16 protein-coding genes and 1 pseudogene are annotated in these 19,689 nt (G+C 40.6%); 5 read left to right on the top strand and 12 right to left on the bottom strand.

The genetic code is table 11. From position 1 onward, the window contains the following. Positions 1 to 94: 94 nt before the first annotated feature. The 4 genes from NSS70_RS08470 to uraH all read left to right on the top strand — a co-directional run bounded on the left by NSS70_RS08470 (position 95) and on the right by uraH (position 4,384). Positions 95 to 1,711 carry a PucR family transcriptional regulator gene (locus tag NSS70_RS08470; RefSeq protein WP_339229162.1) on the top strand — a complete coding sequence of 539 codons (1,617 nt, stop codon included), beginning with the start codon at positions 95 to 97 and terminating at the stop codon, positions 1,709 to 1,711. 186 nt (positions 1,712 to 1,897) lie between these two features. Next, the gene (locus tag NSS70_RS08465; RefSeq protein ID WP_340881285.1) at positions 1,898 to 3,220 is read left to right on the top strand and encodes a nucleobase:cation symporter-2 family protein; all 1,323 of its coding nucleotides are present in this window, start codon (positions 1,898 to 1,900) and stop codon (positions 3,218 to 3,220) included. A 20-nt stretch (positions 3,221 to 3,240) separates the two neighbouring features. Further along, complete coding sequence (gene uraD, locus NSS70_RS08460) at positions 3,241 to 3,750, top strand: 2-oxo-4-hydroxy-4-carboxy-5-ureidoimidazoline decarboxylase (RefSeq protein WP_340881284.1); 510 nt, start codon at positions 3,241 to 3,243, stop codon at positions 3,748 to 3,750. A gap of 271 nt (positions 3,751 to 4,021) precedes the next feature. Beyond that, positions 4,022 to 4,384: a hydroxyisourate hydrolase gene (gene uraH / locus NSS70_RS08455; RefSeq protein WP_094245585.1), complete on the top strand. Its 363-nt coding sequence runs from the start codon at positions 4,022 to 4,024 to the stop codon at positions 4,382 to 4,384. Positions 4,385 to 5,517: 1,133 nt separating this feature from the next. Here uraH and NSS70_RS08450 read toward each other — a convergent pair. After that, complete coding sequence (locus NSS70_RS08450) at positions 5,518 to 6,768, bottom strand: IS4 family transposase (RefSeq protein WP_339192832.1); 1,251 nt, start codon at positions 6,766 to 6,768, stop codon at positions 5,518 to 5,520. A gap of 177 nt (positions 6,769 to 6,945) precedes the next feature. Here NSS70_RS08450 and NSS70_RS08445 point away from each other — a divergent pair, with 177 nt between their 5' ends. Then, positions 6,946 to 7,335, top strand: a complete 390-nt coding sequence (locus NSS70_RS08445; protein ID WP_340881283.1) for a hypothetical protein — start codon at positions 6,946 to 6,948, stop codon at positions 7,333 to 7,335. Positions 7,336 to 7,719: 384 nt separating this feature from the next. Here the strand turns inward: NSS70_RS08445 and NSS70_RS20840 are convergent. From NSS70_RS20840 to NSS70_RS08395, 11 genes and pseudogenes are all read right to left on the bottom strand, one after another. Beyond that, positions 7,720 to 7,791, bottom strand: a pseudogene (locus tag NSS70_RS20840) (IS3 family transposase); the annotation flags it as partial. Between the two features lie 764 nt (positions 7,792 to 8,555). After that, positions 8,556 to 9,086, bottom strand: a complete 531-nt coding sequence (locus NSS70_RS08440) for a (2Fe-2S)-binding protein (RefSeq protein ID WP_082829479.1) — start codon at positions 9,084 to 9,086, stop codon at positions 8,556 to 8,558. Continuing rightward, positions 9,068 to 11,323 carry a xanthine dehydrogenase subunit D gene (gene pucD / locus NSS70_RS08435; protein ID WP_340881281.1) on the bottom strand — a complete coding sequence of 752 codons (2,256 nt, stop codon included), beginning with the start codon at positions 11,321 to 11,323 and terminating at the stop codon, positions 9,068 to 9,070. Before pucD ends, NSS70_RS08440 begins: the two co-directional genes overlap by 19 nt. Before the next feature lie 50 nt (positions 11,324 to 11,373). Next, positions 11,374 to 12,243: an FAD binding domain-containing protein gene (locus NSS70_RS08430; RefSeq protein ID WP_340881279.1), complete on the bottom strand. Its 870-nt coding sequence runs from the start codon at positions 12,241 to 12,243 to the stop codon at positions 11,374 to 11,376. Positions 12,244 to 12,343: 100 nt separating this feature from the next. Continuing rightward, on the bottom strand, positions 12,344 to 12,544 hold the full coding sequence (locus tag NSS70_RS08425) for a hypothetical protein (RefSeq protein ID WP_340856242.1): 201 nt from the start codon (positions 12,542 to 12,544) through the stop codon (positions 12,344 to 12,346). Between the two features lie 142 nt (positions 12,545 to 12,686). Beyond that, the gene (locus tag NSS70_RS08420) at positions 12,687 to 13,712 is read right to left on the bottom strand and encodes an XdhC family protein (protein ID WP_340881277.1); all 1,026 of its coding nucleotides are present in this window, start codon (positions 13,710 to 13,712) and stop codon (positions 12,687 to 12,689) included. A gap of 61 nt (positions 13,713 to 13,773) precedes the next feature. Beyond that, positions 13,774 to 14,472 carry an NAD(P)H:quinone oxidoreductase gene (wrbA, locus tag NSS70_RS08415; protein WP_063386893.1) on the bottom strand — a complete coding sequence of 233 codons (699 nt, stop codon included), beginning with the start codon at positions 14,470 to 14,472 and terminating at the stop codon, positions 13,774 to 13,776. A 93-nt stretch (positions 14,473 to 14,565) separates the two neighbouring features. Beyond that, positions 14,566 to 15,801: a cytosine deaminase gene (gene codA, locus NSS70_RS08410; RefSeq protein ID WP_094245579.1), complete on the bottom strand. Its 1,236-nt coding sequence runs from the start codon at positions 15,799 to 15,801 to the stop codon at positions 14,566 to 14,568. Further along, positions 15,794 to 17,152: an amidohydrolase family protein gene (locus NSS70_RS08405; RefSeq protein ID WP_340881274.1), complete on the bottom strand. Its 1,359-nt coding sequence runs from the start codon at positions 17,150 to 17,152 to the stop codon at positions 15,794 to 15,796. Before NSS70_RS08405 ends, codA begins: the two co-directional genes overlap by 8 nt. Positions 17,153 to 17,194: 42 nt before the next feature. Beyond that, positions 17,195 to 18,205 (bottom strand): ABC transporter substrate-binding protein, encoded by a 1,011-nt coding sequence (locus NSS70_RS08400; RefSeq protein WP_063386891.1) that lies wholly within the window; start codon positions 18,203 to 18,205, stop codon positions 17,195 to 17,197. A gap of 123 nt (positions 18,206 to 18,328) precedes the next feature. Next, positions 18,329 to 19,669, bottom strand: a complete 1,341-nt coding sequence (locus NSS70_RS08395; RefSeq protein ID WP_340881272.1) for an FAD-binding oxidoreductase — start codon at positions 19,667 to 19,669, stop codon at positions 18,329 to 18,331. Between the last annotated feature and the right edge of the window lie 20 nt (positions 19,670 to 19,689).

Raw genomic sequence — 19,689 nt, 5'->3', positions numbered from 1 at the left:
GTTATTCTTTTTCATATACATTGGCAATTTTGATATAAATTTCACCATCTTTTGTGCATGTTCACTAAAATTTGAAGACAAAGGGGCTGAAAAAATGAAAATTTCCGAAATATTAAAAATTCCCGTTATGAAAAATGCCAAGCTCATCGCCGGCCATAACGGAAAAGATCGAGAAGTTTTCAGCGTCAATATGATGGATGCACCGGATATCATCGATTTTCTGAAACCGAATGAACTGCTTGTAACAACTGCCTTTCATTTAAAAGACAATCCGAATGATCTGCTCGCACTCATCAAAAATATGGCGGATCAGCAATGTGCAGGGTTGGCAATTAAAATGAAGCGATTTTTGGAAGAAATTCCGGAGGCTTGCCTGAAGTATGCAAATGAAAAAAATTTCCCAATTATTGAATTGCCGATTGAGGTTACGTTAGGAGAGGTTGTGAACCAGACATTAAGCTATATATTGGACAAACGGACAAACGAATTGCTCAATGCGATTGAAATCCATCAGCAATTTACAAACCATATTTTAAGAGGAAAAGGGCTCGTCTCATTACTGGAAAATTTGGCAAACTTGATCGGCTGTCCAATTTTACTGTTGGATCAGCACTTTCAAATGATTGCTTCTTCATCTTCCGTTACATCGAGTCTGCCGGAAATCGAGGAAATGTACACAGACGGATTTCGCTTTTTCTTACAGCCAAGCTCTTACACTTGTTTTTCCATTATTTCTAGTAAACGAACTGTTTCCGTTTTTCCCATTTACACTCATGAAAGCAACAGCGGATGTTTAATTGTTTTTGATGCCATTCCTTTTCACAGTCCTTCGCTTGTGTTGACGATTGAACAAGCGACAAATGTCATTTCATTTGAATTGATGAAAAAAAATGCTCTTAAACAACATAAACGAAAAGTTCAAAATGAATTTTTTATCAATTTTACAGATGGCGCCTTTCAATCAAAAGAAGAGATTGTCATTAAAGCAAAAGAATTTAAAATTCGCAATGATCAATCGTATTTTTGTGCAGCAGGAAAATTGGATGAAAGAAAAAAATCATTAACGTTTACACAATTCCATAAAGAAAATGAACGGATTTTTGAATTTATGGAAAAAGAAGCTGATGCGTTCCCAAATCCTGTTCATTTTTTTGTGAAGGGGAACGTAGGCATTTTGCTCTTCCCGATTCAAAAATCATGGCTGGAGCTTCATTCTTCCATCATGCCGTTTTTAAAGGAATTGCAAGCGAAAATTAGAAGCAGGTTTCAACGGACTGTCTCATTCGGCATCGGCAGTCTTTGCCAGCAATTTTTAGATGTAAAAAAAGGCTATAAAGAAGCGTTGGAAGTGCTGGAAGAAGAACAGTATTCCGGAAATCAAGAATTCATTCAAATTCATAAGAAAAAAGATATTTATACGTTATTGAAAATGATTCCAAAAGAAGAGTTGATTGATTTTTACGAACAGATTTTGACAAACCTTTCAGACCCGGCAGACACTGAAAAACAGGCTCTGCTGCAAACGTTGTTTTTATTTTTGGAAAATCATTGTCAAATTTCTGAAACAGCCAAAAAGCTTTTCGTTCATCGCAATACGGTGATCTATCGATTAGAAAAATGCGAGGAGCTCATCGGAAAAAGCTTAAAGGATCCAGAAGCCACTATTAGCCTCCGCTTGGCATTCCGCATAAAAAATTTGCTTCAATTATAAAAAAATTGAGGCAAGAGCTTTAGTAAATGAAAATGTAATTTGTCTATAAAGCTTTAGATACATTAACTAAATTTTGCAAAAACGATTATGTAATTCAACCAATGACTTCACTACATCGTTCTTTTATTATGAAAAACAAATAACATCTAATGTTAGATTTTTTTACATAAGAGGAGGAGAGGTCACTTGACAAATAAAAATGGAGGAATTCATCTTTTTTCACTTGGTTTGCAGCATGTACTGGCGATGTATGCAGGCGCCATTGTTGTTCCTCTTGTTGTCGGAGGAGCGTTAAACCTTTCGACGCAGGAGCTGTCATATCTAGTTGCGATTGATTTATTGACATGCGGAATCGCCACCCTGCTGCAGGCGTTCAAAACAAAATATTTCGGCATTGGTTTACCTGCCATATTAGGTGCTTCATTTGTTGCTGTTACACCGATGATCGGGATCGGAAAAGAGTACGGCATCAATGCAATCTATGGATCGATCATTGCCGCAGGAATATTCATTATTCTTTTTGCTCCGCTCTTTGGCAAAATAACAAGATTATTGTTCCCGCCGGTCGTGACAGGTACAGTTGTCACCCTTATAGGACTGTCCTTAATACCGGTCGGGATTAAAAACATGGCGGGCGGTGCAGGAAGTCCGAAATTTGGCGATCCGGAAAATTTGCTCCTTTCATTTGGGGTTTTTCTTTTGATTTTGTTTATGAATCGATTTTTCACAGGCTTTTTTCGGGCAATCTCTGTGCTTATCGGGATTATCGCGGGTACGATCGCCGCGGCTTTTATGGGAGAGGTTGATGTGAAAGAAGTAATGCAAGCTTCATGGATTCATTCTCCGAAATTTTTGTATTTCGGTACACCTACTTTTGAGCTTGTGCCGATCTTAACAATGACATTAGTGGGCATTGTCATCATGATTGAATCGACTGGCGCTTTTTTAGCCCTAAGCAAAATTTGCGGAAAAGATCTTAGCGACCAAGATCTTGCGCGCGGATATCGTGCCGAAGGATTGGCTTTCATCATCGGCGGTTTTTTGAACGCTTTCCCGTACAACACGTTCGCTCAAAACGTCGGACTTGTGCAGCTGACAAATATAAAAACGAGAAGCGTTGCGATCGTTGCCGGCTTTATACTTGTCACCCTTGGATTTATTCCGAAAATTGCTGCTTTTGCTACGATGATCCCAACATCTGTATTAGGGGGAGCAATGGTGATCATGTTTGGCATGGTCGTTTCTTCAGGCATTAAAATGTTAAGCACTGTTGATTTTCAACAGCAAAGCAATTTGTTAGTAATTGCCTGCTCCATTTCCCTCGGATTGGGTTCCACAGTTGTTCCTGATTTGTTTGCACAGCTGCCGCCTATGCTGCGAATTCTTTTTAGTGATGGGATTATAACAGGCAGTCTTACAGCCATCTTTTTAAACTTATTTTTTCACCATTTCTCACTGAAAAAATCTTCTGCTGCCGAACAGTTAAAACCGACAACGATCAAATTTTAAAAACGAAAGGAGAAAGCCGAATGGACATAGAACAAGTTAACCAACTCAGTGCGGCTGAATTTATTGAGAAGCTAGGCGGGATATTTGAAGATTCAACATGGGTGGCAGAAAAAGCAGAAAAATTCCGCCCGTTTTCTTCCGTGCAATCGCTTTTTTCCAAAATGGCTGAGATCGTGGATCAAGCTGACGAACACGAAAAATTGGCGCTTATTCGCAATCACCCTGCTTTAGGCGCAAGAACAAAAATGACCCGATTTTCGCAAACAGAACAACAAAAAGCGGGACTGCAAAAACTGACAGATGAAGAATACGATCGATTGTTAAAATTGAACGAAACGTATATGGAAAAATTTCAATTCCCGTTTATTTTGGCTGTGCGCGGCAAAACAAAGCAGGAAATATTTGCATCGATTGAACAGCGAATCAAAAACAATGCGGAAGCAGAGATAGAGCAAGCAATAGCAGAAATTAAAAAAATTGCCTATTTTCGACTGAAGGATATAGTGAAAGAAGAGAGAAACCTATGCTGACACGTACATTCCATTTTGATAGAACAAATTGACTTTCGTTATTTTTGATCTTTTGCACAGTACGAAGCCATATTCTTTTTAAGCGCCATAAATGGCGGTACAACTGAATCTGCTGAGAAATAATAACCAAAGAAATTACACGCTTGTTAAATAGTGAAAGAAAGCCGTGATTCAAATGCCATGCCCCGTCAGACAAGCGCTTCCAAAGTAACAAAACGGGCTTCCAAAATGAAAAACGAGGCAAATAAAAAGGTCAATAAGGAGATGGAATATGAAAGGATTAACAACACATATTTTAGATTTAACTCACGGTACGCCTGCACAAAACGTCAAAATCGAGCTGTTTTCTGTTACAGATCAAAACGAAACGGAAAAACAGCTGCTCAAAACCGCATTCACAAACGAAAACGGTCGGGTTGACGAACCGCTCATCACTGAGCAGCAATTAACACCGGGAACTTATGAACTTCTGTTTTACATTGGAGATTATTTTAAAAACAAAGGTTTATCCTTGAAGGAGCCGCTGTTTCTTAATCACGTCGTCGTCCGCTTCGGCATTTCTGATGCAAATGCCCATTATCATGTTCCATTGCTTATTTCACCGTGGGGGTATCAAGTGTATCGGGGAAGTTAATCGGATACAAATACTTTCTTCAACAACGTCATGAAAAAACGGGGCCTCCCAAAAGCAGCGTAACTGACTTTTGGGAGGCTCCCTTTATTTAAAAAAGCAAAAAAAATCGTCCCTTCTAGTAAAAGAAAGTTGCCTCACAATATTTCAGAAAGGACGATTTTATGAGCAACAATTGGAAGCTGGAGCGAAACAAAAGAAAAACAATCAATACAGATAAAGATGAGAACCAAACCTAGAGGAAGCCGCTAAGAAATTAGAAGAAAAAGTGGAAAAGTTATCAGAAGAAATCGAAAAGGAAACAGATACAAACATACATAAGGACAAGCAACATAAGCGCAGTCAATGAAAGAAATTTGTGAAGCAAATTCGAGAAGATTTTATCCTGCGGCAGGTTAAATACAAGGAACAAAAAGAAATCTTTGGCAACCGTAACAGCTATTCTAAAACGGATAAAGACGCAACCTTCATGCGCATGAAAGAAGACCATATGAAAAACGTGAAAAAACGGAACTCATCAATATATATTCAAATTTACTATTTACGTTCATCTCCTCTATAAAATACATCAGGCTATCAGCAAACAGGCTTACGCCCATAATAATGCGGTTCGCTACTTTTATTTTACATTCAACAAACACTTTGGATATGAGGATAAATTTTTTAATATTGTAAAAAGACTAGTAAATGTGTTAATATTTTAAAAAATCAGAAATAAGTAGGATTTTAAAATGCTTAAGAAAATAGGTTTATGTAATTGCATTTTTATTTTCCCTAAATTTAGTAGAATTTGCTGCAGAAAACGATGCAAATGTTAATGAAGACAGTCTTACACAAGAAGAATTAAACTATCTGTAAATGAAGTTGGCAACACTCAAGAAGAAGCTGATGCTCTGCCCATTGAAGTTGCTAGACAATTAATTGAAGAGGAAGCTAAAGTTATAGATTCTGGACCAGAAATTATTACTATATATGAACCCAGTAGCGTTGCATAAAAAAATTTAATGTTTGTCAAGCTCAATAAAAATTCCAGTTATTTCATGTAACTGAATATTCAGACATACAATCTTTCTAAGCAAGCTTAAAAGGACAATGACGTCTTAATCGGCAGTCCATTTCCACAATTTGGTAATATATTACAGAAACATTGGATCATAAACTAAATCGTCTAGGTGTTCCACCTCCCCTTCTTCAAATTGGTACACGATGGTTTCAAAATCTTTTTCCCAATGGTATTTTTTCCGACCGTTGGACGTTCGAATTGGCTTTTTAAAAAGGGAGCGAACAAAACAGTCAAAACCTTTAAAAAGCAGATTCTGTAAAGTTCGCTTGATCTCTAATAAAGGACCATCGTGATTCACTTTTAATTGGAGCATGGCCTGTAAGCAATAGGTGATTAGGGCGATCCAAATTTGATTGTAAACGGCATTTTGACTTTTTCCATAAAATCTTTTTATCTTAAGGTGCTGTTTCATCCATTTAAAGAAGGTCTCTATCTTCCAGCGATATCGGTATAAATCTGCAATCTCTTCCGCAGAAAGATCAAAGCAATTGGTTATGATGATCACGGGATTCCCTTCGCTGTCGACCGTTTCGATCAATCGGAGAGGATGAGTCATTTTGGTATGATTACGGTCATTTCCTAAAATGACAATCTGATCCCTATAAATCAAACGTTCTGGATTGGGAATCCGTTCCGATAAAACTTCAATCTCTGCGTTCTTTTTAAGCCGGGTAATGAATCGCACCCCTTCTCGGCATAAGCGGTCGAACTGTTTGTAATCGACATACCCTCGATCAAACAAGTAAATCGCATTTGGATCGATTTCAATGAGTTCGTCCATCTGTGTGCGATCGGCATGTTTCGCGGGTAAGATAATCCCTTGATCCGGAACAGTGATATCCTTCGTTACAACAACCTTTAAATGGAGTCGAACACCAGCCTTTGTCTTACGAAAAGTTGCCCATGGATATTGGCTCAAACTCATGCTCATCGTGGTAGAATCAATGACCAGAAGACGACCAATGTTTCGGATGATCGGGGCATTTTTCATTTGCCCTTGGATCTTTAAGACCAGATATTTAAATACTTTTTCAAACAGTTGAGGGGATAATTGGCCTAATTTGCGAGAAAGTTGCGAAGTACTAATTGCATCAAATTCCAGATATGTCTGCAACTCTTCCTTGTCTTTCAAATGTTTGGCCAATTTTGTTAAGCTTTCCAATTCGTTTAACTGAGCGATGATACAAAGTTGTAAAAACTTATACGCCGTTAATTTTTTAATGTATTTGTCAACGTCAATCACATTAATTAGTTTTGAAAAAGTTATTGGATCGATCTCTTTAAATAGTTCATTTATTGTGGATTCTGTGGTATTCTTATCCATAATGGTTTCTCCTTATTCTTAGGATTTGGATAGGACTGCCAATCCTAATTATAAGGAGTTTTTTTATATCCAAAAAGATGAAATTTAACATAAAATTGGGCTTGACAAATTAAAATTAACTTAATGCAATGCTACTGATATGAACCAAAAGATGTTAAACCAGGACAAATTAGTACTATGGGAACTATTGCTTCTTCAACTTTAAAATTAGGTGGAACAGTATATAAAGTAACTAGTGATCGTTCAAAAGAAGATAAATTTTATATATATGGTAACTTTCAATGGTTAAAAACACCTTCTTTTCATTTAGTTGATAAAATGACTATTGGTTTCCCTTCAAATTCAGGATTATATCTACCAACTAGCGGAGGAACAGTAAAACAGCACCCACATAGATATTCTCAAGATCCTCAAGGAAATGGACGTTCGATTGATTATTCAATTAAGTATTCTCCGAGTAATTGGGAGCCAAGTGCTGGTGTGGCTGGCTCATATGATTTAAAACCTTCTACTAGTCATACAAAACACAAAGGGCATATTGGTCAATATGTATATGTTCCCAAATAAATATAAAAATAGTCATCAAAGAATTGCTGGAACACCTACTATATCAGTTTATCCAGCAGGTTTATCAATCACGCTAACTTCCACAACAGATACAAAATCATACGCATTAACTTTATCTTATTAATCTAGTTGGAGTGGTAAGTCTATGATACAAACGATTGCCAACTTTATTCTTATTCTAGTTGTATCGGTCATTTTATTTTATATACTTAATTATGATACTTCTTTAGATAGTGAATTAATACTATCTCTTTTAATTATCATTTCTCTACAAACATCATTGATATTAGCTATTTTATTAAAAAGAAAATAACTTTCTTAAAGGGATTGTCCAAAAGTTGAACTGTCCCCTGTCAAGCAGACAGTGGACATCATAAAATTGCTTTAAACGGCTTGAGCTCTAAAATCTAATGGGCTTAAGCCGTTTAATTTTTCTTGATCGCGTTTGTTATTATAAAACTCTTAATCGCTTGTTGTAACGCTTTAAACGTTTCATATCGTTTCAGATCATACCTTTCACACGTTCAGGTTGCCCAAAAAGATTCCATTGGGTCGTTTTCCATGCAGCGTCCCACTCTTGACATACTATGTGTTCGCTTTGCTTCGATTATTCGCTTCTCAAGCCCATGAGATGTACTATAAATCAAAAGTTGTTTATGTTCTTTTAAACTTGTGATAGATTAAGCCCTGAATGTTGTGTAAAAAAAAAGCGGTGATTTGCCAGGAATCTAGGTTCTGGGCAGGGAGTGTGATGTTTTACACATCATTTGGACTTGACCCTTGCGATAGCGTGATCAACTGTTTGAAACACAAGTTGATGATTGTTCGAATGCCCTAATACATAACTATACAGATCTAGAATTGCACTCAAATACGCTTTTTTACCGTTTCCTATCTTGAATTCCGTGACATCCGTCAGCCATTTTTCATTTGGCTTACTTGCTAAAAAATTTGCGATTTAATACATTCTCAGCCACATGCACCGCTGATGATGAAACGTAACGGTTCTTTTTACAACGAATTACAGATTGAATACCGGCTGTTTTCATCAGGCATACATTCGTTTATGGGTCACTTATTTTCGATGTATGACGAATTTCATTCGGCGATAGCCATAAATTTTTAACGCTGCAGACAAGGAAACAAGCCGAAAAACGCTAAAATCTATAATTTCTTTCAACTGATCATGTTAAAAAAAATCGCCGAACTGCTCCGCCTTCTTAACATTTGCTGTCTAAGCGAGATGTTTCTTTTTCAGCAAGCTTTTGAACTGCTCTAATAATACCGGAGTAGCCTGTGCATCGGCAAAGATTTCCTGATAAACCGTCAACTATTTGCTGACTAGTTGGATTCGGATATTGATCCAAAATCGCTTTGACAGCCATAATCATTCCTGGGGTGCAATATCCGCATTGGAAACCTCCCTCTTCCAAAAACGCCTGCTGAATCGGATGAAGCCCTTTTTCCGCAAGTCCTTCAATTGTAACAATTTCTTTTTCATTTGCTTGATAAGCTCTAACTAAACAGGCATTCACTAGCCTGCCGTTCATGATGACAGAGCAAGCGCCGCAGCGGCCAATTCCGCAGGAAATCTTTGTGCCAGTCAGATGCAGCTGCTCTCTTAAAATGTCAACTAGCCGAGCGGCCGGATGAATCTCAAGCTCTTTCTTTTTGCCATTCACAAAAATCGACATGCGCATTCGTTCTTCAGACGGTAATTTTATGCTTGCGCTCATTTGCTTGTCAGCCATTTGCTCATCTCCGTTTCCATCATCTTATTGACGATTTCTTCCCTTGATACCGGCAGCCTATTCACCCAGATGCCAGTCGCATCATAAATGGCCATTGCGATGGCAGGGGCAACAGCAACCGTGCCAATTTCCCCGACGCCTCTTGGCCCATAATCATCCTCTTCGCACAGTTCCTCGATTGCGGTGATGTCAATCGAAAGGGGGACATCTTTTATCGTCGGAATTAAATACGTATCAAAGTTTTCCGTTACATATGTTCCTTTTTCTATCAGCGCTTCTTCCGTTAATGTATAGCCTAACGCCATCACGGATCCGCCTTCAATTTGTCCCAAATATCCTTGCGGAAAAATAACAGGACCAGCGGCAATGGCTTGCTCTAATTGTTTTACACGAACAAATCCAGTTGCCAGATCCACTTCCACCTTAACGGCACAAGCTGCAAACGAATATAAAAAATGTCCGCCTGGTATGGAGCAAGGGGTTGCAGGAAAGTCAAATCGAGTTTCAATGATCAGCGGCTTGTCTATCGTTTGTTTTGCCAGTTCTTTGTATGAAATCAGCAGCTCATCTTGGTGCCAAACACCTTTTTCGCCTATTTTTAATTGACTGACGGGTACATCCGTACATTGTGAGGCTCTTTCCAACAGGTTGTTTTGAAACGGAGCTTTCATCCGTTGAATGGCTTGCCAAACCATGCTCGTACCCCTTGAAGCAGTTGATGAGCCTGAACGCGGGACTTTGTCCGTATCGCCGATGACAATGTGTAAATCCTCTCGGGAGCAGCCTATTGCTTGAATGGCAATTTGTTCAATCACTGCGAGCAAGCCTTGGCCAAATTCTTCAAACCCAAAAGCAATTTCGATTTTTCCTTCCTCGTTCAATGAAATTCTCCCGCCAGCCGGATCTAAACGTCCATAGCCCAGCCCTCCGCCGTGCATGGTGATTGCCACCCCCACGCCTGTCTTAATCAAGCCGTTATGATCTTGTTTTCGGCAGCTGTTTAATAGTTTCGATTGGCTGATCTGTTTTAAAACTTGTTGAGCGCCGTCAGTTGGGGCGATTTTTTGCCCGACAGGACCGGGATCATGTGCCTGGCGCAGATTTTTTTGCCTGAGTTCAAGCGGACTCATTCCAAGCTTGACCGCCAAGCGATCGATTTGCCCTTCCAATGCGAAGGTTACTTGGTTTCCACCAAAGCCTCTAAATTCACCGGCAACGCCGTTATTCGTAAAAACCGAATAGCCTTCAACTTGAATATTCGGGATCATGTATGGGCCTGTCGCATGTTCAACCGCAAAATCCAATACTGCAGGACCTAACGTTGCATATGCGCCGGTATCCGCTATAATTCGCACTTGATGGGCGATGATTTTGCCGTTTTTTTTCGCACCTGTTTTCATTTTAATTTTCATCGGATGCCTTTTGATTCCTGACCGCACCGATTCCCTTCTCGTTTGATGAATTTTTACAGGAAATCCCGTTTTCAGCGCCAATAAGGCTCCGTACGGCTGGATGTTTAATTCGTCTTTTCCTCCAAAAGAGCCGCCAAGCGGGCTTGAGACGACGCGGATGTCTTCTTCCGGCATATTTAAAATGCGGGCTAATTGATATCGGTCTTTATATCCATGCTGAGTGCCGGCATACACCGTCAAAGTGCCGTCTTTTTCCGGAACAAACACCCCGCCCTCTGTTTCCATGTACGCATGCATTTGCCTTGGAAGTTGATACGTTTCCTCTACAATACAGTCGCATGATTGAAATGCTTCTTCCACATTGCCGCTTTGATAAGATGCTTGGTGTAGGATATTCCCGTTCGGATGGAGCTGCGGAGAAGAAGGGAGCATAGCCTGTTCCGGATCATCAACAACCGGCAGCGGCTCATATTCCACTTCGATCAGCTGAAGCGCCGCTTCGGCGATTTCCTCTGTTTCCGCAGCAACAGCCGCGACAGCATCGCCGACAAAACGAACTTTATCTTTGCATAAAACAGGCTGATCAGGAAAGATTAAGCCAAACCCGTTTAAACCTGGAACATCCTTGCTAGTAATGACAGCCCGAACTCCCGGCAATTCCTCCGCTTTTTCCGTTGAGATCGAAACGATATTGGCATGCGGATATTCGCTTCGCAAAATTTTTGCAAACAGCATATTCGGAAACGAAAGATCTGTTAAAAACTTTAAATGTCCAGTTACTTTTTCTACTCCGTCAGGTCTGATGCACACTTGTTTCAATCTCAATCCCTTCCCTTCTTCATAATCCAAATTGAAAAAGCTCGTATCTGAATATATTAATCTTTCTCCTCTAATTTTTTTAATTCTGCTATGACTATGTTGGCGGCGACCCGCCTGCGGTAATCCGCTGAAAAAAATGCATCGCCGGCAGGTTGAAATTCAGAAAAGACCGCCTCATGCACCTTTTTTAGCAAAGCGGACTCAACCTTGCGTCCGGCCAGCAATTGCTCCGTTATTCTTAATCGCCTTGGACGATTCTCGCCTCCGCCTGCTGCCAACCGCGCAAAGTCAATTGTTCCGTTGTCATTTTGGCCGATTATCCCTGCAATGGTGACGACAGAGCCTGAAAACGCCTCTCTCCTCCCAATTTTTTGATAAAAATGGACATATGATGGCGGAGCTGAAATTTCCGGCACCACTATTTCCGTTATAAGATCATCCTTGAATTCTTCATTCAACCAATGGTCTAAATCGATTTTTTTTATGTCGTCCCCATCAAAACAACCGATTTTCGCTTCCATCACTAACAGGGCGGGGATGGCATCACCAATTGTTGAGGCGACGTTTCCGCCAATCGTTCCAAGATTGCGCACGGCTGGTGCAGCAATGGTCTTGACAGCTTTGGTCAATAAAGGCCATTTCGCTTTTATAATGGGATAGCGGAGGCAGTCAGCCAATCGGATAAGCGCCCCCAAGTGAAGAAAGTTTTGGCCGCCATCTTCTTTTTCATATATCGCTTCTAAAATTTTTATGTTCTCAAGGCTGATTAAATGAGATGGCTGCGGTGCTCCTTTTTCCCATTTTGTTTGCCATAATGTTCCGCCGGCTATAAAGTGTGATTCTAATTGCAATAGCTGCCGCAATCGCCATGCTTCTCTTAAATCTGTTGGCATCCATATTTTTGAGGACAATGTTTTCAACTTCATCCCCCTTCCTTTGATAGTAAAATAACGTGCTTTTGCAACCATATTGCGATAGGAAACGGAAATGCCTTGTGGACGTCCGCATTTGACCGATTGTGCACCATTATCGCCTGTCCGCTTCCTTAAATAGGGATAACAAAATCGGCGGACTCGGCAAGCGATCCAGCTTGGCAGCATCCTCATCAAACAACTTATTGCTGCGTATCAAGTTTCGTATTGAAAAATGAGATCGTTGATGATTTCCAGTTGAATAAACGGCTGTTTGGTGCAATTGCACCGCTTGCTCTGCTATCGACTTTTCCAAGCCGCCTTTAAAAGAACTCTAAAAAGGGGCTTGACAAGTTTAGATACCGCGTCGGTACATAACCATCGGTTCGTCTATTGGTCAAGTGACTTTGGCATTCCGATTAGCGCCTGGTTTTTTGTGAAATGTGATTGCGGCTTCATTATGCACGCACCTTCTGAGGAGATCGAAGCTTTGTCAATTGAATTAATTCTGCTAAAATGCTGATCGCGATTTCTTCAGGGCCTTCTGCCCCAATAGACAAGCCGACAGGTGAATGAACGTTTCGGGGAATTTCCTGATCTCCCAGCAAGCGTTTTGTCCGTTCTTTTGAACCGATGACCCCGATATATCGCAGGTTTTGCTGCAACAACAGCTTTAAAAGCTCTTGATCCTGTTGAAATTGGTGTGTCAGCAGCACAACAAAATCGCGGGGGGAAAAAGATATTTTCGTTGCCGCTTCCCGCGGGAAAGCGATGATAAGCTGATCGGCATCAGGAAAACGCCATCTATTGCACAACGCTTCTCTCCAATCACTAACGATAACCGAAAAACCGGTCCGCGAAGCGAAATGCGACAGTGGTACAGCATCCGAACCGGCACCGAAAATAATCAATCTCGGTTTAGGCTCAAATCGCTGAACATATACATATGAGGACAGTTCATTGACCCAAACTAATCCGCTTTTCTCTTGCGCAGCTATGGCATCGATTTGTTTCGGTACCGCACCAGCCCATTCCCCGAACGTTTCCGTGTCTTCTGTAAAAAATAAATAATTGCTTACGGAAAAATTTTTGCCGAGTTGTTTTAGGATGAAAACGTCCTTGCCGTTTTGAAGCAAATCATGCAGCCGGGATAAATGCTTTCGCAAACGGTCATCGATGCACTCCAACAGGATGCGTATGACGCCGTTGCAGCCGGCGCCTTTTCCCCACGACAAGTCATCTTCGCTTTTCAAGTCATATACGATACATTGCGACTCGCCCTCAAGCAAAAGCTTCGCCCTTTCTTGCAGGTCATTTTCAAGGCAACCGCCGCTTATTACGCCGATTGTTTCCCCATCCTCCTGAATCAGCATTGCTGCTCCTTCTTTTCGGTAAGAGGAGCCTTCCACATCAATAATAGTGGCAAGCACAGCTTTTTTTGGCTCAGTTGTTGCAATCTTTAAAATTTCATGGATATAGTCCATAACAATTCCCCTCTTATGAAAGAAAAGTAATGAGAATGATTGTTTTGTTCAAACGCAATCATCAACTGTTTCTTTCTCTTTGCATACACAATGCGTTGGCAATATACGCCACGTTTCTCCCCAGGCGACCGGCCATTTTTAATTCTTCATCAGACGGCTTTCGCGAACCATCAGGGCCGGCTAAAACTGTTGGTCCATACGGAGTTCCGCCAATGGGGGCGTCCGTTAAATATTCCGGATTTTGAGTATAAGGTAATCCGATAATGATCATTCCGAAATGGAGAAGCGGTACGATGGATGTTAAGATGGCCGCTTCATGCCCGGAATGAATGGAACCAGCGCTTGTAAAGATGCCCGCGGGCTTTCCCTCCAGTACGCCTTCCACACAAAGGTCGCCGATAGTTTCTAAAAAATATTTAACTTGGGACGGCATCGATCCAAAATACGTCGGAAATCCCCATATCACTCCATCTGCCCAGTGGAAATCTTCTATTTCCGCTGTTTTAAATATTTTCTGCTTTTCGCTTTCACGCTCATAATTTTCTTTTCTCTTTCCAATTTGAAATGTTGCGGAAATTCCTTTTTTATCAATCATCAACGGATTTTCTCTAATAGCCGGAATTAAACGATCAGTAAATTCGGGAATTTTTACACATCGTACATCTGTTTTCTCAATCGCCTTTGCTCCTTCGCAAACTGATTGCGCCATTTGTCTTATATGTCCGAAAGCACTATAAAAAACAACTAAAATATTTGCCATAAAGCTTTCTGCTCCTAACCTTTTAAAATTACAAATAAAAACCGATTTGAATATTTCTATATCAGTATTGGGACAGAATCAAAGCCTTTTAAATTACATATAAAAAACGGTTTCCATCGGATTGGTGTGAAGCAAAACTCTGCCCTTCTTTATCACATAGCGGCAATGGGGCTGAAGGCGAATCAAATCTATAGCATGATCAACCGGGAACGTAATGATATTTGCTTCATTTCCTACCTTTATTCCGTAATCGTTAATTTGCAGAGCTTTAGCTCCGTTTATCGATATCATGTTAATCAATTCCTCCAATTCCTTCATTCCCGTTAAATGACCTGCATGAGCAGCCATATGTGCAGCCTGCAATATATTCCCGTTACCTAACGGATAAAACGGGGTCATGATATCGTCATGGGCGATGCAAACATTGATATTTTTTTGCAGCATCTCTTTTATTCTCGTAATCCCTCGCCCTTTAGGATAGGAATCATATCTTCCTTGCATTGCCGTGTTGATCAGAGGACAAGCTACAATATGAATTTTGGAACTCGCAATCAAATCTAATAATTTGGCAGCATAATTATCCGGATAATAGGCCATTGCACACGCATGACTTGCAGTCACTTTGTCTTCCAGTCCTGATGAAATCGCCAATGATGCAACTGTTTCAATAAACCTCGATTGCGGATCATCGATTTCGTCACAAAAGAAATGAAGAAATAGGCCGTATTTTTCAGCCAAAGAAAAGCAGAATTGAATGGATTCGATCCCTTCCTCCCTCGTTCTTTCCAAGTGAGGAACAGCACTTACCCCGTCAGCGCCCAGCTTGATTGCTTCAAGCATCCGTTCCTGATTTTCCGGACAAGAGAGTAAACCATTTTGAGGAAAAGCAATGATTTGCAAATGGATGATATCCTGCAAGTCTGATTTCAGCTTCAGCAATGTTTTTAAAGCAACGAGGCGTTCATCGGAAATATCCGCGATCGCTCTTACATATAAAACACCGAATTTCATTAACTGATTCAGCGCCTTCCTGGCTCGCTCGTAGACATCTTCCATCGTCAAAGTTTGCTTCCGTTCGTTCCATAATAAAATTCCTTCTAATATCGAGCCGCTTTGATTCCAGCTCGGCTCTCCGGCAGTAAATGCCGTATCAAGATGAATATGTGGTTCGACAAATGGCGGCATGGCTAAATCTCCACAGCCGTCTATCACTGCTTTTCCTTGCAGGGGATAAGGGGAAATTTCAGCAATGATCCCGTTTTGAATCCCGATAAAATGATGCCTTTCTTGATTGGGCAGTCTGATATTTTCTAATACAAGGTCATACATATTGTAAATTCCTTTCAAATTTTACATATTGGCTTTCCGTCTCGTGCTGATACATCAACAACTGGCGATCGTTCCAATGTTCAGCTTTTTTAGATTGATAGAGCAGTTTTCCGTTTCGGAACACATATCTTTCAACAGGCAGATTCGTAAAGATGTCTTCTACTGATCTAGCTTTTAATAGAACGAAGCTTGCCTTCGCTCCGCATCTTACACCGTAATTATTTAAATTTAATAATTTGGCCGGATATTCGGTAATCATCCGAATAATTTGTTTTAGGCCTTCACCGCTTCCTAAATGGGCAACATATGCAGTTAGCAAACCGATTTGCAGCAAATCCGCCTTCCCGAATGGATGAAATGGATCATGAACATTATCGGAAGCAGCCGCAAGCGTCGCCCCGCTTTGCAAAATTTCATGAATTCTTGTGACGCCGCGGCGGACAATCCCTTGATCAAATCGACCTTGCAAGTACATATTGGCACCCGGCAGCGTCACCGCTCCAATTTGTGCCGCCGCCATCCGTTTAATTAAAGAAAGAGCTTTTTCTTGTTCCATTGGCGCCAAAGAGCAAAGGTGGCCGGCTACAACTCGATTGTGAAATTGCCGCTCCATTGTTTTTTGGATAATATAATCCAGTGTGCATACGTTCGGATCATCACTTTCATCTACATGCAAATCAATCGGTTTGTCGTACTTTTCCGCCAATGAAAATAAACCGTCAATTTGCTTCTCAGGGTTTTCAGCTAAATGAGGAGCTCCGCCAATTCCATCAGCCCCCATTTTGATCGCTTGTTCAATCCATTCCAGCTCTCGTTTCGAATCGTCGTCAGGCAGTAAAAACATTGGAATGACTTGAATCGTAATGTATTGTTTTAATTTTTCTTTTACGTTTAAAACAGCTGTCAACGCCCGGAACACGACGTCTTCCCCTAAAGGCAATTCAAAATTGACATGTGTGCGAATGGCTGTTGTACCATGGCTTAGTGCATTCAGTGCAGTTTTCATCGCCCGATACTCAATTTCTTCCACCGTGAAATGGGGAGATTGCTTCCGGTAATTTATTACTGCTTCTTGAAGCGTCCCGCTTGCGTTCGGAACTTTCCTGAGAGAATAGGCTTTATCTAAATGCATATGAGCATCAACAAAGCCGGGCAGCAACACATATCCTTGACAATCAATGAATGAATCGGAGGATGAGTTAAGGGCCTCTAAAGTTTTAAAGTCTTCGCGCTGAAGATAAGAAGGCTGCTTTGTGATTTTTTCATATCGATCATCGTTAATGATGATTTCAAAGAGAGAACCAGGATCTTCAAGCGGCAGACAAACATTCAGCAAATGCAGTTGACTCATAGCTTTCTCCCCTTTTTGCCCAACTTGCTCCGAGGCGCATTTTTAATTTTTCGCCAAAAACTCGTTTGTGTAGGCATTGGCGATATCTTCTTTCTTTTTAATTAAACCTAGTTCATAGAGTTGATTTTGCAAGGTGTTCCACCGTTCTTGAGACATATAGCCGAAGCCGTGGTCTTTCGCATCGTGCCCGAAAATTAAGTTCAGCTGCTGTTCAGCCCCATATTCGAGCGCCTCCATTGATAAATCAGGATTATATTCATGTATAAATGGATTTACTTCATCCGAATGATCTTTATAATACTCCCACCCTTTCGTTGTCGCTTCCATAAACCGTTTGACGAGTTCAGGTTTTTCTTTGACCATTTTTTCGGTTGTAAATATTACATTGCCATAAGGCTGGTAGCCGGAATCGTGAATCAGTAAATATTTCGTTTCGATTCCTTGCTGCTTTAAAGCGAAAGGCTCCGCCGTAATGTAGCATTGGGTAACTGACTCTTTATTCTCTATAAATGGAGTCAACTGTCCGCTATATGCCATTTCTTTCGCATTGTCGAGCTGATAAGCCTTTTTTATATATGCCCAGTACCCTGTTCCAGGTGCCGTGTACACCGTTCGCCCATTCAAATCGGAAAAATCTTTAATATTTTGATCAGCATGGTACAACAACGCCTGCGGATTCACTTGAAAAATGGCTCCGATCGCCACAATGGGTATTCCTTTATCGCGAGCTAATAAAATATCGTCAGCTTGAGTGATTCCAAAATCGGCTTCCCCAGATGCCACTATTTGAATGGGGGAAACTTGCGGCCCGCCTGGCTCTATTGTCATATCAATGCCTGCTTCTTTATAAAAGCCTTTCATCAAAGCTGCATAGTTGCCTCCATGTTCCGGTTCGGCAAACCAGTTCGTGACTTGCTTCACTTTTTCCAATTTTTCTGAGTCCTCTTTGACTTCTTCGTTATTAGTTGAAGCTGATTGGCTGCCGCATCCAGCTAAAAGAACGAGTAGAAATAAAATGAAGATTTTTGTATATCCCTTCCCTTTTGCCTGCATACGAATCCTCCTACCATTTTTGATATTTTTCTAGTTACATTTCTGCTTCATGCCAAGAACCTAGTGCCGATAATAAGAACTTTTTTCGGTATATTTCAGCCGTTTCAATTCATTTTCCCATCGTTACACTTGTGCATAAGAGGTGACGTCCGTTATTTTTCCTGGATTCAGCAAATGAAACGGATCATTTTTTTGCTTGATTTTTATGATTTCATCCATTCGTAAACTCCAACCGCCGAATCCCAACAAATAAGTATGCGGATCATGCACTTTAGCTCCTATATTCAGGAAAAATTGTATGATTTCATACAGCCGTTTCTCGCTTGTAAAGCGAACGACCGGCAAGGCCGTTGGAATAATTGCTCCGTTTCTTTTTATAAATTCAAAATGAAGAAGAACTTCTTCACCAAATTCCTTTTTTAACAAATGGACTTGATGATAAAGGTGTTGAATATCAAACTCAACTTGCAAGTAAGTAATATTGTCTTCATTTTTGCAGGCCCACAGCGTGGAGTGGTTCCAAGTAAAATCCGAAAGGCGGACCCCTTTTCGATACTGCTTGGCAGGAATGGTATGTGCCAATATTCCTTTATGTTCGGCAACGAGTTCGACAAATTCACTTTTTGCTTTTTCATCGACCTCAATCATCGTTAACGTTTTTTCAGGCAAAATATATTGTTTTAAAGGAGCGAAATGCTTTGTCAAAGCTCCTTCACATACTGATAAGAGCCTTTTTTTCATAGTTTCTATGCCCGAAAATTGATGGGCGAAATTTATCGCTTCATCTAAATGGTCATGAAAAACCATTGCTTGCATCCAATCTGTTTTCTCCTCGATCGGCAATTGCAGCTCTGTCATGACACCTAAAGTTCCGTAATTGTGAATATATTGCTCGAGTTTATCGCCTGAAACAACAATTTTTCTCGGCTTTTCCTCAATTGTGTAAACCGAAGCGCTGTGCACATTGCCATCCCACAAATTGCCCCATGTAATGGAGCCGATTCCTCCCGATCCTCCCGCCACAAAACCGCCAATCGTTGCTTGAATATATGTGCTCGGCATAATTCGCAGCTCTTTTCCGTTTCGCTCTAATATCCGTTCAAGCTTGCCGATTCTTATTCCCGCTTGTACCGTTACAGCGTTTTCGCCGATTTCAAGTACTTGATGAAACCTCGTCATGTCGATCACAATACCGCCTTGAAGAGGTACGGCCTGACCATAATTTCCTGTTCCAGCACCTCTGACCGTAATCGGAATTTTTCTTTTTACGGCGAATGATATTAACGAAACTAATTCCTCTTCTGACTCCGGAAAGGCGATGCAATCGGCCAGTTTATCCTTTAGCTTTTGTGTGAGAATGGGTGAATACCAATAATAATCTTTAGAAAATTTTCCTCTTGAAGCTGCATCGAACAGAACTTTTTCCTTCCCTAAAAGCTGCTGTATTTCTTTTTTCCAAGCCATACTTCCACACCTCCAAAGTT

The sequence above is a fragment of the Aeribacillus sp. FSL K6-2848 genome (genome assembly GCF_038004325.1).
In the GTDB taxonomy this organism is placed as follows: Bacteria; Bacillota; Bacilli; order Bacillales; family Aeribacillaceae; genus Aeribacillus; species Aeribacillus composti.
The sequence above is the reverse complement of the archived record's forward strand: the minus strand, read 5'-3'. Positions and strand labels throughout refer to the sequence as shown.

Excerpts from the sequence above, each read along its gene's own strand:
- NSS70_RS08430 (WP_340881279.1), bottom strand. The coding sequence starts at position 12,243 with ATGAAGTTGAAAACATTGTCCTCAAAAATATGGATGCCAACAGATTTA.
- NSS70_RS08445 (WP_340881283.1), top strand. The coding sequence starts at position 6,946 with ATGGGAACTATTGCTTCTTCAACTTTAAAATTAGGTGGAACAGTATAT.
- uraH (WP_094245585.1), top strand. The coding sequence starts at position 4,022 with ATGAAAGGATTAACAACACATATTTTAGATTTAACTCACGGTACGCCT.
- NSS70_RS08420 (WP_340881277.1), bottom strand. The coding sequence starts at position 13,712 with ATGGACTATATCCATGAAATTTTAAAGATTGCAACAACTGAGCCAAAA.
- NSS70_RS08405 (WP_340881274.1), bottom strand. The coding sequence starts at position 17,152 with ATGAGTCAACTGCATTTGCTGAATGTTTGTCTGCCGCTTGAAGATCCT.
- wrbA (WP_063386893.1), bottom strand. The coding sequence starts at position 14,472 with ATGGCAAATATTTTAGTTGTTTTTTATAGTGCTTTCGGACATATAAGA.
- NSS70_RS08470 (WP_339229162.1), top strand. The coding sequence starts at position 95 with ATGAAAATTTCCGAAATATTAAAAATTCCCGTTATGAAAAATGCCAAG.
- NSS70_RS08440 (WP_082829479.1), bottom strand. The coding sequence starts at position 9,086 with ATGGCTGACAAGCAAATGAGCGCAAGCATAAAATTACCGTCTGAAGAA.
- NSS70_RS08395 (WP_340881272.1), bottom strand. The coding sequence starts at position 19,669 with ATGGCTTGGAAAAAAGAAATACAGCAGCTTTTAGGGAAGGAAAAAGTT.
- codA (WP_094245579.1), bottom strand. The coding sequence starts at position 15,801 with ATGTATGACCTTGTATTAGAAAATATCAGACTGCCCAATCAAGAAAGG.
- uraD (WP_340881284.1), top strand. The coding sequence starts at position 3,241 with ATGGACATAGAACAAGTTAACCAACTCAGTGCGGCTGAATTTATTGAG.
- NSS70_RS08400 (WP_063386891.1), bottom strand. The coding sequence starts at position 18,205 with ATGCAGGCAAAAGGGAAGGGATATACAAAAATCTTCATTTTATTTCTA.
- NSS70_RS08450 (WP_339192832.1), bottom strand. The coding sequence starts at position 6,768 with ATGGATAAGAATACCACAGAATCCACAATAAATGAACTATTTAAAGAG.